Origin of the sequence: Rhizobium hidalgonense (assembly GCF_005862185.2) — a bacterium.
Taxonomy (GTDB): Bacteria; Pseudomonadota; Alphaproteobacteria; order Rhizobiales; family Rhizobiaceae; genus Rhizobium; species Rhizobium hidalgonense.
Genome location: NZ_CP054028.1, coordinates 861927 through 875586 on the forward strand (window position 1 = coordinate 861927; position 13660 = coordinate 875586).

The window sequence follows — 13660 nt, forward strand, 5'->3', positions numbered from 1 at the left end:
TGTAGGCAGCATGGGAGAAATCGGCCGAGGCGCGTGCCGATAGCCGCTTCACAGGGCAGAGGAGAGGCAGAATTGTCGGGACAGAAGGCCGGAGAGAAGCGAGAACGCCGATCCCGCAAGGGCGAGACGCGCCGCGCGGAAATCCTGATGGCGGCAATGCGGCGCTTTGCCGAAGACGGCTACCAGAATGCGGCGATCGGCGACATTGCCCGCGATGTCGGCCTGTCGCTGCCCGGCCTGCTGCACCACTTCCCGACCAAGGTCGATCTGCTGCTTGCAATCCTCGCCAAGCGCGATCTCGACAGCGCGGATTTCATCGGGCTCCACGGCTCCGATCTCCGCGGCCTGCTGAAGGGCATGGTCACGGTCTTCCGCCGCAACGCCGAAATGATCGAGGTCGTCAGAGCCTTCGCCATCCTCAATGCCGAAAGCCTGATGAAGGACCACCCTGCCAAGGCATGGTTCCTGAATCGCGCCGCCGAGATGCAGGATAACCTCGCCTCGTCATTCGAACCGGCCGGCGCCGACGGCTCGATTGATCGCGGGATCGACGGCAAGGCGATGGCAGCCGAACTGATCGCCGTGATGGATGGGCTGCAAATGCTCTGGCTGCGGGACCCCGATCGCTTCGACATGGTCGGCGGCCTGGAAGCCTATGTCGGCCGGCTGCTGGCGAGCCTCGGTTTGGAAGGCTGACTGGTTCCCTCTTCAAAGCGCTCCAGCCAAATCATCATGCGGCTTACGGCTTCGCAATATCTTTGCCCGACCAGCAGACCCGTATGGGTGGTCCCTTCAAGACCCAGATTTTCACCGCCAATATGTCTAGCCGTCGCCCGGCCGCGGCGATCATCGGCTTCATCGTTGACGGCTGAGATGACGAGGCTCGGGCACATGATCTTGCCGCCTTCGATTGAAACCCCCTCCGCCCCGAAGTGAAAGGAAAATGTAGCGAATGCCTTTGCGGATTCCATCGACAGGTATTTGCGCTGGAATTCGATATCTTCGAGCGTTTCATCGGCACTGCTTTGCTCGTCGCGCGCCGGCCCCGGCACAACGCTGCGCGCATCGCTGGCGTTTCGCCATCGGCGACGGGCGGCGGCGCGATGCGTGAAATCGCCGGCGACCGCCGCGGTGATGACCGAATCGACGCTCTTTTGAATTTCGGCAGTCTTCAGCTGCTTGTCTGCTCCGGCTGCATTCGACTCCTTCTCGCGCCGCCGCATCGAAGCAGCGGCGGCTCTCAAGAATGGCGCGTCAGGCCTTTTTCAGCTTCCAGGTCCGGATCTCAAACGGCATGATGTCGGCAGGCCCTTTCCGCTCCATCGGCTCCTCGAGAATGTTCAGCGGCTGCGATGCCGCCCATCCGGAAGGCAGGGCAAGAGAGAGGCGACCGCGCCGGCCGGCAGGTTCGTAGAGGCGCAGGATCAGGCCGTCGCCCTCTTCCGCCGGTTTCAGACCCGAAAAGGCGACGGGAGTGCCATCGACGGCGAGCGGCGCGAAAGTGCCCGTAGAGAGGTTTTTGGCTTCCGCCGTGACAAGCGGCTGATTGAGGTCGAGCGCCTCATCGAGCACTCCGCCTTCATGCCAGGCGCCGTCATGCGGCATCAGAGCATAGGTGAAGCTCTGCTCGCCTTCATCGGCCAGCGGATCCGGATAGATCGGCCCCCGCACCAGGCTCATGCCGATCACATTGCCGCGAGCGCTGTGGCCGTATTTGGCGTTGTTGAGCAGCGCCACGCCGAAACCCGGCTCGCTGATATCGACGAAACGATGGGCGACGGCCTCGAACATCGCCTGCTCCCAGGAGGTGTTCGTGTGCGTAGCCCGCTCGACTATGCCGAAGGCGCATTCGAACGTTGCCTTTCGGGCTCTGACGTCAACCGGGTTCACGGTGCGCAGGAGGGTGCGGCGATCATGCCAGTCGATCGTCGTTTCGATGTCGAGCCGGCGGGCATTGGCCGTCAGCACATAAGTCTGCGTGACGCTCGAATTTCGGTAGCGGTGAACGACGCGGATCGCCGCACGGTGCGGGCCGCTTTCGATGAGGCTGATGCTTTCGGGGGCTTCGAGGCGGACCGCCTTTTCGGCATAGTCCGCATCCATATCCCAGGCGTCCCAATTGCGCGGCTTGTCGCCCGGGTAAACGCAGAGCTGGTTGGCAGAGCCATCGACCGCTTCGCGGCCGCTCGCCTTGTGAATGAGGCTCGCAACCGCCCCGTCCTTGCCAATGGTCACAGCAAGATGATCGTTTTCGAGGCGATCGGCGCTGGCCTTCAATCCGCCGGCCGGCTGGAGTGCCTGCCGGTCGAAGACTGCTACGGACAACGGGGCGACGATATCGGCGGCCGAGATCGCCGTGCCGTCGGCAAGCGAGGCGCTCACCGGCCGCGGCGAAAGCGACGGATTGACGACGACGAGCGCATTGCCGACCCCGCCCTTCGGCAGATTGGCCGACAGCGCCTGAAAGGCCTTTGCCTGCTCGCCCTTGGCGTTGTCGATGACGCCGCCGAGTTCCTGCTCGGCATCCTGATAGACTTCGCGGATGCTCGAGCCCGGCAGGATGTCGTGGAACTCGTTCTTCAGCACCACGCGCCAATCCGCTTCAAGGCTTTTCGGCTTGTCGGCGCCGAGCAAGTGGGCCAGCGAGGCGAGCGTTTCGGCGGTGATCAGCGCGCGTTCGGCCTGGCGGTGCTTGCGCTTGACGCCGCTTTGGGTCGTCAGCGTGGCGCGGTGCAGTTCGAGATAGATTTCGCCGTCCCAGACGGGAAGTTTCTTCTCCCCAGCGGTTTTGTGCGCATGCTCGTAGAAGCTTTTGACGGTGCCCCAACGTGCCTGCGGGATCGCCGGGAAATCGCGCAGTTGCACTTCCCGCTCCACCATTTCAGGCGTCACGCCACCGCCGCCATCGCCGTAGCCGACGGCGAGAAGCGAGGTATCGTGCTGCACCTTGCCGCGGAAATTCTTCCATGTCGGCACATAGCAGTCGGCCTGCACGAAGCCGTTATATCCCTGCATCGGATTGTCGAAGGTGTGGGTCAACACCTGGCTGCCATCAAGGCCCTTCCACCAGAAAAGATCGGAAGGAATATGGTTGGTCTCGCTCCAGTTGACCTTGATGGTGAAGAAGCTGTGTATGCCGCCCTGTCTCAGGATCTGCGGCAGCGCGCCGGAGAAACCAAAACAATCCGGCAGCCAGCACACCGTATGGCGCGTGCCGAAGGTCTTTTCGAAATAACGCTGGCCATAGAGAACCTGGCGGACGAGGCTTTCGCCGGTGGGCATGTTGGTGTCGGGCTCGACCCACATGCCGCCGACGGTTTCCCACTTTCCTTCCGCGACCTTCTCCTTGATGCGATCGAGAAGCTCCGGATCTTCCTCTTCCATCTGCGCGTAATAATGGGCGGTCGACTGGTTGAAGCGGAAATCGTCGGAGCGCTCCATCAGCGACAGCGCGGTATTGAAGGTGCGCCGCATCTTGCGCCGCGTCTCGCGATAGGGCCAAAGCCAGGCAAGGTCGATATGGGCATGGCCGGTCAGCAGCAACTCGCCATTCGGGGGGAAGCGCTTCTGCAGTTCCTTCAACCGCGCCGTCAGCGCCTGGAAGGCGGAAGCCGCCGAAGCGCTCTGCTCGTCGGAGAGGCCCGCCGGGTTTGCCTCGAGCTCCGGCAGTTCCCAGATCTTCTGCTGCATGACTGCGCCCGACGTGCGGGAGATGTAAGCCGCCGTGTCCGACGGCCAGTCCAGGCTGCGCAAGGCCCGCTCGGCCACATCGACCAGATGTGGCACGACCTCATGCTCCCCGAGGACGCTGATCGCCTCGGCAACCTGTTTCAACAGAAGATGCAGGCGATGGGCGGGGCCATCGAGCCAGATAAACCGGGCCTTGTTCAACCGCGGCGCCCGGTTCGGCTCGCCGAACGGAAAGCGGGCGACGCTTTCCGTCGCAATCGAGAAACGGCGGCCCTTCACCGGGAATTCCTGATGATAAGGATCAAGGCCGAATGTTTCGCTCTTGCCATCGGGATAGCTCAGCGTGATCAGGCTTTCACCGCCGAGATCGAGCTGGAGGCGAATATCGTCGAGTGGCCAGTTCTGGGGCGCCTCGGCGCTTGCGGCAAAATGCACCACGCCTTGGCGATGCGGCCAGTCCTGGTGAAGGGCGATCGGTTCACCCTCGAACGTCCAGCCATCGATCGGGCTGCTATGCCGGTCCCGCCAATGCGCGAGCTCGGCGATACGGACCTTCAGACTATCGAGGCGTTGGGCAATGGTGAGCGGCATGGCTTATCCTGTTGAAAATCGGCGGCGCGATCCGGAATCATGGCTTCGGGAGATGAAGATGGTGCGACAGCTATCGCGATTGCCGGCCCCTTCTCCCAACGGGTGCGGCTGGCGCTTAGATTAAGTAACTTTGATTTGCCGTCAAGGGAGGAGTTCTCGTGCGAGGCGCCTTTTCACTATCGCAATCACGGCTCTACCTGGGGCAGGAGCGCGCTGCGCTTAATACCAATTCCCCGCCGCTCCTATTGCGAAATTCACTCCATCCCTATCGCGAATTCTACGCCAAATATAATACCAATTCTACGCCATCCCTATTGCGAATTCCACGCCGTTGATGTAAAAGATGATCATAACTTCGTACGCGGATGGAAATTATGAGCGAATTGCTACCGCGTCATTTAGAATCAGAGTTGGAGCATGCGCTGAGATCGGCTAAAGTCGTGAACATTGTTGGTCCGCGACAGGTAGGCAAAACAACTCTCGTACGAGACCTCTTAAAGAAGGGAAATTTCATAACGCTTGACGACGAGAACGTCCTCGCCGCACTCGAAGCTGATCCGAAGGGGCAGCTAGATGCTTTGATTGGTGAAATGCCTTCAGGCCCTCTGATCATCGATGAAGCCCAGCGATCGAAGAAGCTGGCGCTCGCCATAAAACGGACAGTCGACGAAAATCGAAATATGGGTCAATTCGTCCTGACGGGCTCCTCCAATATTTTCACATCCTCACAGGTAGCCGACTCCCTTGCGGGCAGAGTTCAGACGATGACGATGTTTCCATTAAGCATGGCGGAAGCAAGACGCATGGGACCTGCGCGAATCCTTGATTGGGCATCCGCCGAGGATGGCCCCGATCCGGCAGCTCTACCAAAACCAGAGGCAAAGTCCCGAGCGGACTACATTGAAATGATTTTAGCAGGAGGATTTCCAGAAATACGGAACTTAGACGCACCGCAAAGGAGGCGTCGGTATCGCAACTACATCGACAGTGTGGTGGAACGTGACGTCGCTGATGTACTGAAGATCAGAAAGTCGGACACCATGCGGCGACTAATCGATCAACTTGCCGCCCGTGTTGGAAACGAGCTGAATGTCGAGAGCCTTAACAACCAGTTTAATGGGGTACAGAGAAAAACAATCGAAACCTACATGGATATTCTAACCAAGCTATCACTCTTGCAGCGACTTGCCGCGTGGACCTCTGGCGAGACAGGAAGGGACATCAAACATCCTAAGGTCCATCTTGTCGACACGGGTATCGCGTCTGCGCTGAGGAGCATGAACTCGCAGAGCTTCAATATCGATGCGAACCCGACGGCCTTGGGAGGGCTGTTTGAAAATTTCGTCCACAACGAACTGGCTAAATCTCTCCCGTTCCAAAAACAGGAATGGCGGCTCTACCATTGGCGATATGATAAAGGACGTGAAATCGACATCATCGCCGAGGCAGACCGGACGATCGTAGGTTTCGAAATGAAGACCTCTACATTGGTCGAAGAAGATGATTTCCGACATTTGCGGTGGTTCAGAAACAATGGACCAGGCAAAACCTGGAACGCGATTGGGATTGTAGTTTACATGGGGGATCGACTACTCTCTTTCGGGAAGAATATGTTTGCGCTGCCGCTCTCCGCCTTTTGGTCTTTCCCCGCATAGCGATTGGCCGCGAAAGAGGCTGCGCTTGGTGGTTTTGCCACATAAATCCGCAAAAAAACGCCGCGCCGCCGGAATTCACCGACCCGCGCCTCTCAGGCACGCGCGCGCATTCCGCCGAAGCGTTGTCCTCGAGCCATATGTTTTCGAGCCACAACTTGAAGGCGCTTACCTTTTCTGACCTCGGGCGCGATCGAACGTACGTCAGTGTGTGACACCGCAGGTTTGGCCCGGTCATTCCAAAGGGAAGAACCAGGGTCCCCCTCCCGACGTCGCGTTGCGGTAGGCGATAGCTTTCAAGGCAGACGCCCCGCCCTTCCAAAGCCGTCGCAACCGACATAAACGCGTCGCGGAACCGCGAGCCGCGGTTGAGGTCGATCATCAGCCCGTGGTCCTTCGCCCACTGCTGCCACCTGTAAAGCGTTTGCTCGGACTTGATGAGGGTGTGACCGACGAGGTTCAGATGGCCCGCGGATTGGCCCTTCTCCGTTGGCGACCTCCGGCGAACACGCCGCCTCGATCCAGCCAATCAGGATCACGACGTGACCTGCTACAAAGAGTTCCCTGGCGATCAGTCGTCGTCCACCATGGATGATTTCGATGTTGAAGTTAAGCATGGCGACCGGTCAATCGATGAAAGTATCCCGTGCCCGGACATCTCGGTGAACAATCGGAATGCCTCCTCGGCGCGGAAGTCATCGAACGTTTCCGTGATATCGTCGGCGATGAACGGAATGGCAGGGGCCGTCCTATAAGAATGACTACCGTATATGTGGATCGCCCGGAATTTAAGGGAAGGTTCGGCAGATCGAGCGGGACAATCGGATAGGCTCTGGTGACGCAGTTCTTGTTCCTATCGCAGGGGCATCGCCACGCGCCGCCGGCAGAAGAAGCTGTCTCAGCCGGACGAGCAGGTGGTGACATGACCTTTACGTAGCTCGGTAGCTCTATTCAAAAAACCCCGTCGGGTTTTTTTGTGCCTTGCACCTATCTTTTCTTTAGTTGGTTACGGAACATTCTGAATTTCGTTTGGGCCAAAAACCGTTATCGCTCTAATGAAAACAATATATTAGGGGAAGATCTTTTAACTTAGGTGGGTGCATCGGCACTCGCGGCTCGGACCGGAACTAATGTTAAACAATAACGAAATCTTGATCGTCAACGCGGTTACCGGATCCCACATCGGCCCTATTTCCCACCAACTGCATCGAAATTCGGGCCTCGATGAGGAGGGTAGGATGCTTCAAATGCGCAAATCACTGGCGGCGGCCGCTGCCGTTATTCTGGTTGCCGGTTCGGTATCATCGTGTACGACGAGCTCGAGTGATACGATACACACCGGCTCGGTCGGATATACCAGCGCAGATTATGGGCTCAGACCTGCCTGCCGCGATGGCTTCGGCAACGATCGTCCTTGCAGCTATTAGGGGCACCAGCCGCTCGACGAGGACTGCGGCGATACACTTGCGCTCAAGGGAAAGGGTCCGCGGTGACCCAGGGTACGGCCGACAGCCGTCGCCTGATCGGAGGCGTCAGCTATCGGCCTGGGCAACGATGTGAGGCCTATGTGTCTCCTTGAGCAGATAGAAAGAACCGGCGTTGGGCGGGTTACTGTTCAGCCGGTATGGATTGCCAGCAGATCGGCATAGACCGTCCGATTGCTTGCCAACACCGGATGGCCCTGCAGCAAGGCTTCACCTTCAGCCGGGAAAGCCAGATGGGTTCCACCCGCCTCCTTGACGAGGCAATAGCCGGCCATGCAGTCCCAGGCACGCATATGGGGCTCGTAATAACCGACAAGCCGGCCCGCGGCCACATAGGCCAGCATCAGGGCGCCGGAGCCGTTGCGGATGAAATTCCCACCTTTGCCGAGCAGAGCAGCAACAATAGCGCCTACCCGTTCCGGAGTGACATACGTGTTGCAGCCGATGCCGGTCATCGCATTCTGCAAAGTCCGTGACGGATTGAGGCTCAGGCTTTTGCCGTTCAGGCTTGCACCCATGCCCGCCGCGGCTGCGTAGAGTTCATCATCGCATGGAACGTGGATGACGCCGATCACCGGCACGCCGCGGTGTAGAACGGCAATCGATACACACCATGTCGGCATGCCATTGACGAAGGGCGCGGTTCCGTCAATCGGATCGACCACCCACGTCAATCCCGACTGCCCTTCCTGATACCCGTATTCCTCGCCGAGAAACCCGTCTGTCGCAAAAGCTTCCGCCACGCGCTGCCTTATCAATGTCTCGACGTTGCGGTCGGCAATCGACACGACATCCTGCAGATCCCTCTTCGTCTCGATCACGAGCGTTTCGCGCCTGTAGAAATAATCGAGCGCCATGGCGCCCGCCTCCTGTGCCACCGCTTTGGCGAGGGCGAAGCGTGTATCAAGTTCCGTTTCGTGCGACATGGTGCCGGTACTCCCTTATGATTGTTCTGGTCGTTGGCTGTTTCAGGGGTCGGCACCGCAATCGAAGGCGAGCGAAAGCGACTGCACCGACCGAATTCTCAGGCATTCATCTGGAAGCTGTCGCCTCTCTTCATCTCGCATTGCTGCTCATGGAAATCGATGCGGTTTACATCTATGGCGCTCATACCCGCCCGTCGTGCCGATTCAAGGCCCTGTTCGCTATCTTCGAATACGACGCACTGGGCTGGCCCTCTTCCCAACAAGGCGGCTGCCTGCAGAAACAGGTCCGGCGCCGGCTTTGGATTTACCACATCATCGATCGTGACGATGTGGTCGAAATACGTTCGCAGGCCCGTTGCTTGTAGCGTCGCCGTCACGATTTCTCGCGACCCGCCGGATGCAACAGCCATGGGGAGCAAGCCGGACAACCGGCGAGCGGTTGCAGCAACCGCGCGAACTTCGCGCACCTTGTGAACATTCTGGAGAAAGTGCGATCGCATGGCAGCGATGACGCATTTGCGATCGAGCACAATATCGAATTCCCGCTCGAAGGCGTCCATAAGAACCCCTTCTGACATCCCTGCCCGCAGCAAATACCAGGCCTGGTTCATCGCTTTGCCGGAAAGTGAAAAGCCGGCCGACCATGCGTCGGCATAGATCGGCGGCGTGTGGACAAGTGTGCCGTCGCAATCAAAAATCACAGCCTCGAAATCATTTTCGAGCGACAGAATATCAATCATAAGTGCTCCTTCAGGCGAGCAGGACATCGACTTGTGGGTTCCATACAGGCGCAGCCTTCCTGCAGACCGGCATCGAGCGCCGGCCCGACCAGAGATCGCCTCATAAGCTCTCACGTGCTGATAAGAGCGATGCCGCGATTTCGGAAGCCGAGCGTGGCGTCGGAGGCGACCGGCAGAATGCGGTCGACGGCGTGGTCGACGATGAAGAGCGTGCCGACGTCGGTTTCAACCTCGTATTCGACATGATCTCCAAGGTAGGCCGAATGCAGGATACGGCCGGCAAGCCCCTGCCCGCGTCCCTCGGAAAGCGCGATGGCCCCGGGACGAACGGCAAGACTTGCCGCACCTGGCGTCGCCCTGCCTGCCGGCACGCGATGCTTGAAACCACCGATGCGGATCTCGGCATCGGCGCCCTCGATGCCGAGCACCTCGCAGGGGATGACATTTGCCTCGCCCATGAAATCCGCGATGAAGGCCGAAGCCGGCGCTTCGTAAAGATCGCGCGGGGCGCCGGACTGGGCGACTTCGCCATCCTTCATGATGATGATGCGGTCGGACACGGCGAGCGCCTCGTCCTGATCGTGCGTGACGTAGACTGCCGTGAAGCCGAGGCGCTGCTGGAGTTCGCGAATATCGGTGCGCACCTTGCGGCGCAGGCGCGCATCGAGGTTGGAGAGCGGCTCATCGAGCAGCAGCACTTGCGGCTCCAGCACCAGCGCGCGGGCGACCGCAACGCGCTGCTGCTGGCCGCCGGAGAGTTCGGCTGGAAGGCGATGGCCCATGCCGGCAAGGCCGACGAGCGCCAGCCCCTCCTCAGCCTTCTCGCGCGCCTGCTTGCGACTGAGACCGGAGGATTCCAGACCATAGGCGACATTGTCGCGCGCATTCATATGCGGAAACAGCGCATAGGATTGGAAGACCATCGAGACGTCGCGTTCATTGGCCGGCAGCATGGTGACGTCCTTGCCGCCGATCAGGATTTTTCCGGCCGAAGGATGTTCGAGACCGGCAAGCATGCGCAACGTCGTCGTCTTGCCGCAGCCGGAAGGGCCAAGCAGAGTGACGAGCGTGCCGGGCTCGATGGTGAGCGAGAGGTCGGCAATGGCGGTGAAGGCGCCAAACGTCTTGCGCACGTTCTGGAAGACGACTGAACCGGCTTTCTGGTTGATCATGCGATTTTCTCCTGACGAGAGGAAGCGGGGGTGGCGAGGCCGGCGACGCGGTTTTCACGGCGCAGGCGCCGTTCACCCACGATGAGCTGGAAGCCGGTGATGACGGTGATCATCACGACGATGAGCATGGAGGAATAGGCGATCGCCACACCGTATTCGCCATTCTCGACGAGGCCGACGATGTAGGACGTCGCCATGTTGTACTCAGCGCTGACGAGGAAGATGACGGCGCTGATGGAGGTGATGGCACGCACGAAGGAATAGACGAGCGCGGCGGTGATTGCCGGACGCAAGAGCGGCAGAATGACCTTGCGGATCGTGCGGAAGCTGTTGGCCCGGAGCGTTAGCGACGCTTCGTCCAGGCTCTTGTCGAGCTGGCTCATCGCCGCAATGCCGCCGCGCACGCCGACCGGCATGTTGCGGAAGACGAAGCAGGCTATCAGGATCAGCGCCGAGCCGGTCATTTCGAGCGGCGGCAGGTTGAAGGCCATGATGTAGCTAACGCCGATGACCGTGCCGGGAATGGCAAAGCTCATCATCAAGGCGAATTCGAAGGCATTCTTGCCTGCGAATTTCTGACGCACGATGATATAGGCGGTCAGCAGACCGACGGCGGCCGTCAGCGGGGCGGCAATCAGCGCGATCTCCATCGTCGTCCAGAACGAGTTCCAGGCGACACCCGTCCAGGCAATCCCGTTTTCGAAGCTGATCGAGAAGGCTTTGACGTAGTGGTCGAGCGTCAACGAATTGTCGAGGCCCCAGGTCTTCACGAAGCCGCCGATCAGGATCATGCCGTAGATGACGAGTGTGAAAAGAATCCACGGGATGACGACGGCGTGAACGCCGATCGATAGGCCGCGCGGCAGAGCGATATGCGATCCGCTATCACCTTTGCCGGTGACGGTGGCAAAGTTCTTGCCCGATAGCCAGACGCGCTGGGCAAGGAAGGCGGAGAGCGTGAAGGCGAGCAGCACCATGGCAAGCACGGCAGCCCGCGAGGGATCATTCTGCGAACCGACGACGGCGAAGAAGATTTCCGTCGAGAGCACGCCATGGCTGCCGCCGAGCACCAGCGGATTGCCGAAGTCGGCCATGCTTTCGATGAAGCCTATAAGGAAGGCATTGGCGAGGCCGGGCTTCATCAGCGGCAGCGAAACCCGCCGGAAGGTGCGCCAACGGTCGGCGCGCAGTGTCGTGGAGGCCTCCTCCATCGACGGGCTGACGCCTTCGACGACGCCGATCAGCACAAGGAAGGAGATCGGCGTGAAGGACAGCACCTGCGCGATCCAGATGCCGGTGAGGCCGTAGAGCCAGCGGCCGGGCTCGAGGCCGAACAGTTGCGACAGCCCCTGCGTGACGACACCGGCGCGGCCGAAAAGCAGCGTCAGCGCCAGACCGATGACGAAGGGCGGCGTAATGATCGGCAGGATCGTCAGCAGCCGCAGGCCCTTCTTGAAGGGAAAGCGCGTGCGGGTGGCGACGAGCGCGAAGGCAAGGCCGAGCAGGGTCGAGCCGAGGCCGGTCATGATGGCAAGCCACAGCGTGCGCCAGGCGACGCCGCAGCGGCCAGCAGCGATCACGCAGTTGAGGCTCCAGATGCTTGGATCCTGGATGTTGCGGATGAAATTGGCCGCATTGAACGAGCCGTCGAAATCCTGCACGGCACCGATGAACATGCTGCCGATCGGGTAGAAGACGAAAACCGCGACGAGGAAGACCAGCAGTGCGATCGCGCTGACGACGAAGGCGTCGCCCTTCATCACGCCGCGCTCGGCAAGGCCGAAGGCAAAGAGCAGCACGAAGGTGATGGAAGAGAGCACCGCACCGGCGCCCATGGCGGGCTGGCCGTTCGAGAGCGGGCCGAAGAGTGTCTCGCTGACCGTCCAGTTCCAGCCTGAAAAGCCGATGGCGAGGCCCTGGAGCGACAGAAACAGGACGCCGGTCGCGCCGGTCCAGGCGAGCACGGCGCCGCGGCGCGTCGGGTCCGCCATGCCGCGGGCCGCGACCGCCAGGAGAAAGAGCACGAGCGCACCGGCAAGCCACAGGCGGCCATGCGCGAAGATCTGTACGATGCCGGGGGCGGCCTCCGGGGAAGAGGGGAAACCGGCCAGCCAACCGAGCCCGAAGAAGCCGTTCTCGATCCGGTACCAGGGCAATAGGGTCAACGCGACCGCGCCCAGGATCAGGACCACGTCCAGCCTGCGATTGCCATGTCTCATGGCTGACCTCGCTGTCTTTGAGTGTGGGAGGCGGCGCCTGGGGAACAGGCGCCGCCGTTCGGGATATCAGTTGGCGGCGGCGCCGATTTCGCGATCCCAGCGTTCCAGCAGAGCCTTGCGCTTTGCCGGGTCGCCATAGGTCTTAAAGTCGTAGTCGATCAGCTTGATGTCCTCGAAGCGCGGCGCCTCCTTCGGAATGACCGCACTCTTGTTTGAAGGCAGTTGGAAGGACTTTGCATCCTTCATGCGAGACTGGACTTCTGCCGTCAGCGCCCAGTCGTACCAGACCTTCGCATTGTCGAGATTGTGGGCGCCCTTGATGATCGACATGGAGCCGATCTCATAGCCGGTGCCTTCGCAAGGCGTGATCGACTTGACCGGGAAACCTTCCGCCGTCTGCGCCACCGCGTCGTGAACGAAGACGATGCCGAGTGCCGTCTCGCCGCGGGCAGCCGCCTTGACGGGTGCCGAGCCGGACTTGGTATATTGCGAGATGTTGCCGTTCAGCTTCTTCAGGTAGTCGAAGGCCTGGTCCTCGCCCATGATCTGCACCAGCGAGGCGAGCGCTGTATAGGCGGTGCCGGAAGAATTCGGATTGGCGATCTGGATCTCGCCCTTCAATTCCGGCGCCAGGAGATCGGCCCAGCAGACCGGCTCCTTGTACCCCTTGGTTTTGAAGATCTCGGTGTTGTAGCCCCAGCCGAGAGCGCCGGCATAGACGCCGACCGTCTTGTAGCCGGAGCTTTCGGCTTGCTTCTTCGCCCAGTCGTTGAGTTCATCGAGCTTCGGCGACTTATATTCCAGCGTCAGATTTTCCGATGCTGCCTGAAGATGCGGGTCGCCCGTGCCGGCCCACCAGATGTCGGTCTTCGGGTTACGCGCCTCGGCGCGCACCTTGGCATAGGTTTCGCCGGACGAGAGGCGAACCATGTTCACCTTGATGTCGCTATGCGCCTTCTCGAAATCGCCCTTCATCTGCTCGCAGATGACCACGTCGGCCGAGCAGATGAGATTGAGTTCGCCAGCCGCCTGCGCCGGTAGCGCCCCGAGCGCCGTGCCCGCGAAGAGCATGAGGGAAAGGGTCTTCGTTTTCATAGTGGCATCCTCCTGTTGCCTGGGTTTGATTTCGCATGAACAAGACACAGCGGGGCCATCGGCCTGCTTGCGGCGGCGCGTTCACGATTTC

9 protein-coding genes and 1 pseudogene are annotated in these 13660 nt (G+C 60.3%); 3 read left to right on the forward strand and 7 right to left on the reverse strand.

What is annotated here, in order from left to right; genetic code table 11:
• Window positions 1-72 precede the first annotated feature (72 nt).
• Window positions 73-696, forward strand: coding sequence for a TetR/AcrR family transcriptional regulator (locus FFM81_RS25290; RefSeq protein ID WP_138386010.1), 624 nt, complete (start codon window positions 73-75; stop codon window positions 694-696).
• Here the strand turns inward: FFM81_RS25290 and FFM81_RS25295 are convergent.
• Together FFM81_RS25295 and FFM81_RS25300 are read right to left on the reverse strand one after the other, a co-directional pair.
• A pseudogene (locus tag FFM81_RS25295) lies at window positions 654-1058 on the reverse strand (alpha/beta hydrolase); the annotation flags it as partial. The gene FFM81_RS25290 and the pseudogene FFM81_RS25295 sit on opposite strands and share 43 nt — an antisense overlap.
• Before the next feature lie 196 nt (window positions 1059-1254).
• Window positions 1255-4281, reverse strand: a complete 3027-nt coding sequence (locus FFM81_RS25300; protein ID WP_138386009.1) for an alpha-mannosidase — start codon at window positions 4279-4281, stop codon at window positions 1255-1257.
• Window positions 4282-4655: 374 nt separating this feature from the next.
• Here FFM81_RS25300 and FFM81_RS25305 point away from each other — a divergent pair, with 374 nt between their 5' ends.
• Window positions 4656-5936 (forward strand): ATP-binding protein, encoded by a 1281-nt coding sequence (locus FFM81_RS25305; RefSeq protein ID WP_138386008.1) that lies wholly within the window; start codon window positions 4656-4658, stop codon window positions 5934-5936.
• Between the two features lie 1235 nt (window positions 5937-7171).
• Entirely contained in the window at window positions 7172-7360 is a 189-nt protein-coding gene (locus FFM81_RS32860) for a hypothetical protein (protein WP_138386007.1), read from the forward strand.
• Window positions 7361-7548: 188 nt separating this feature from the next.
• On the opposite strand, the gene FFM81_RS25315 is transcribed toward FFM81_RS32860, so the two are convergent.
• From FFM81_RS25315 to FFM81_RS25335, 5 genes are all read right to left on the reverse strand, one after another.
• Window positions 7549-8343 carry an inositol monophosphatase family protein gene (locus FFM81_RS25315; protein WP_138386006.1) on the reverse strand — a complete coding sequence of 265 codons (795 nt, stop codon included), beginning with the start codon at window positions 8341-8343 and terminating at the stop codon, window positions 7549-7551.
• A 98-nt stretch (window positions 8344-8441) separates the two neighbouring features.
• The gene (locus FFM81_RS25320; protein ID WP_046154812.1) at window positions 8442-9083 is read right to left on the reverse strand and encodes an HAD family hydrolase; all 642 of its coding nucleotides are present in this window, start codon (window positions 9081-9083) and stop codon (window positions 8442-8444) included.
• A gap of 110 nt (window positions 9084-9193) precedes the next feature.
• On the reverse strand, window positions 9194-10255 hold the full coding sequence (locus FFM81_RS25325; RefSeq protein WP_003568619.1) for an ABC transporter ATP-binding protein: 1062 nt from the start codon (window positions 10253-10255) through the stop codon (window positions 9194-9196).
• Complete coding sequence (locus FFM81_RS25330; RefSeq protein WP_138386005.1) at window positions 10252-12474, reverse strand: ABC transporter permease; 2223 nt, start codon at window positions 12472-12474, stop codon at window positions 10252-10254. The genes FFM81_RS25325 and FFM81_RS25330 overlap by 4 nt, the downstream gene beginning before the upstream one ends.
• Window positions 12475-12540: 66 nt before the next feature.
• Window positions 12541-13569, reverse strand: a complete 1029-nt coding sequence (locus tag FFM81_RS25335) for an ABC transporter substrate-binding protein (RefSeq protein ID WP_025418558.1) — start codon at window positions 13567-13569, stop codon at window positions 12541-12543.
• Window positions 13570-13660 lie beyond the last annotated feature (91 nt).

What these genes read in the sequence shown, in the direction of transcription:
- FFM81_RS25300 (WP_138386009.1), bottom strand. Translation starts at nt 4,281, where the DNA reads ATGCCGCTCACCATTGCCCAACGCCTCGATAGTCTGAAGGTCCGTATC.
- FFM81_RS25305 (WP_138386008.1), top strand. Translation starts at nt 4,656, where the DNA reads ATGAGCGAATTGCTACCGCGTCATTTAGAATCAGAGTTGGAGCATGCG.
- FFM81_RS32860 (WP_138386007.1), top strand. Translation starts at nt 7,172, where the DNA reads ATGCTTCAAATGCGCAAATCACTGGCGGCGGCCGCTGCCGTTATTCTG.
- FFM81_RS25315 (WP_138386006.1), bottom strand. Translation starts at nt 8,343, where the DNA reads ATGTCGCACGAAACGGAACTTGATACACGCTTCGCCCTCGCCAAAGCG.
- FFM81_RS25320 (WP_046154812.1), bottom strand. Translation starts at nt 9,083, where the DNA reads ATGATTGATATTCTGTCGCTCGAAAATGATTTCGAGGCTGTGATTTTT.
- FFM81_RS25325 (WP_003568619.1), bottom strand. Translation starts at nt 10,255, where the DNA reads ATGATCAACCAGAAAGCCGGTTCAGTCGTCTTCCAGAACGTGCGCAAG.
- FFM81_RS25330 (WP_138386005.1), bottom strand. Translation starts at nt 12,474, where the DNA reads ATGAGACATGGCAATCGCAGGCTGGACGTGGTCCTGATCCTGGGCGCG.
- FFM81_RS25335 (WP_025418558.1), bottom strand. Translation starts at nt 13,569, where the DNA reads ATGAAAACGAAGACCCTTTCCCTCATGCTCTTCGCGGGCACGGCGCTC.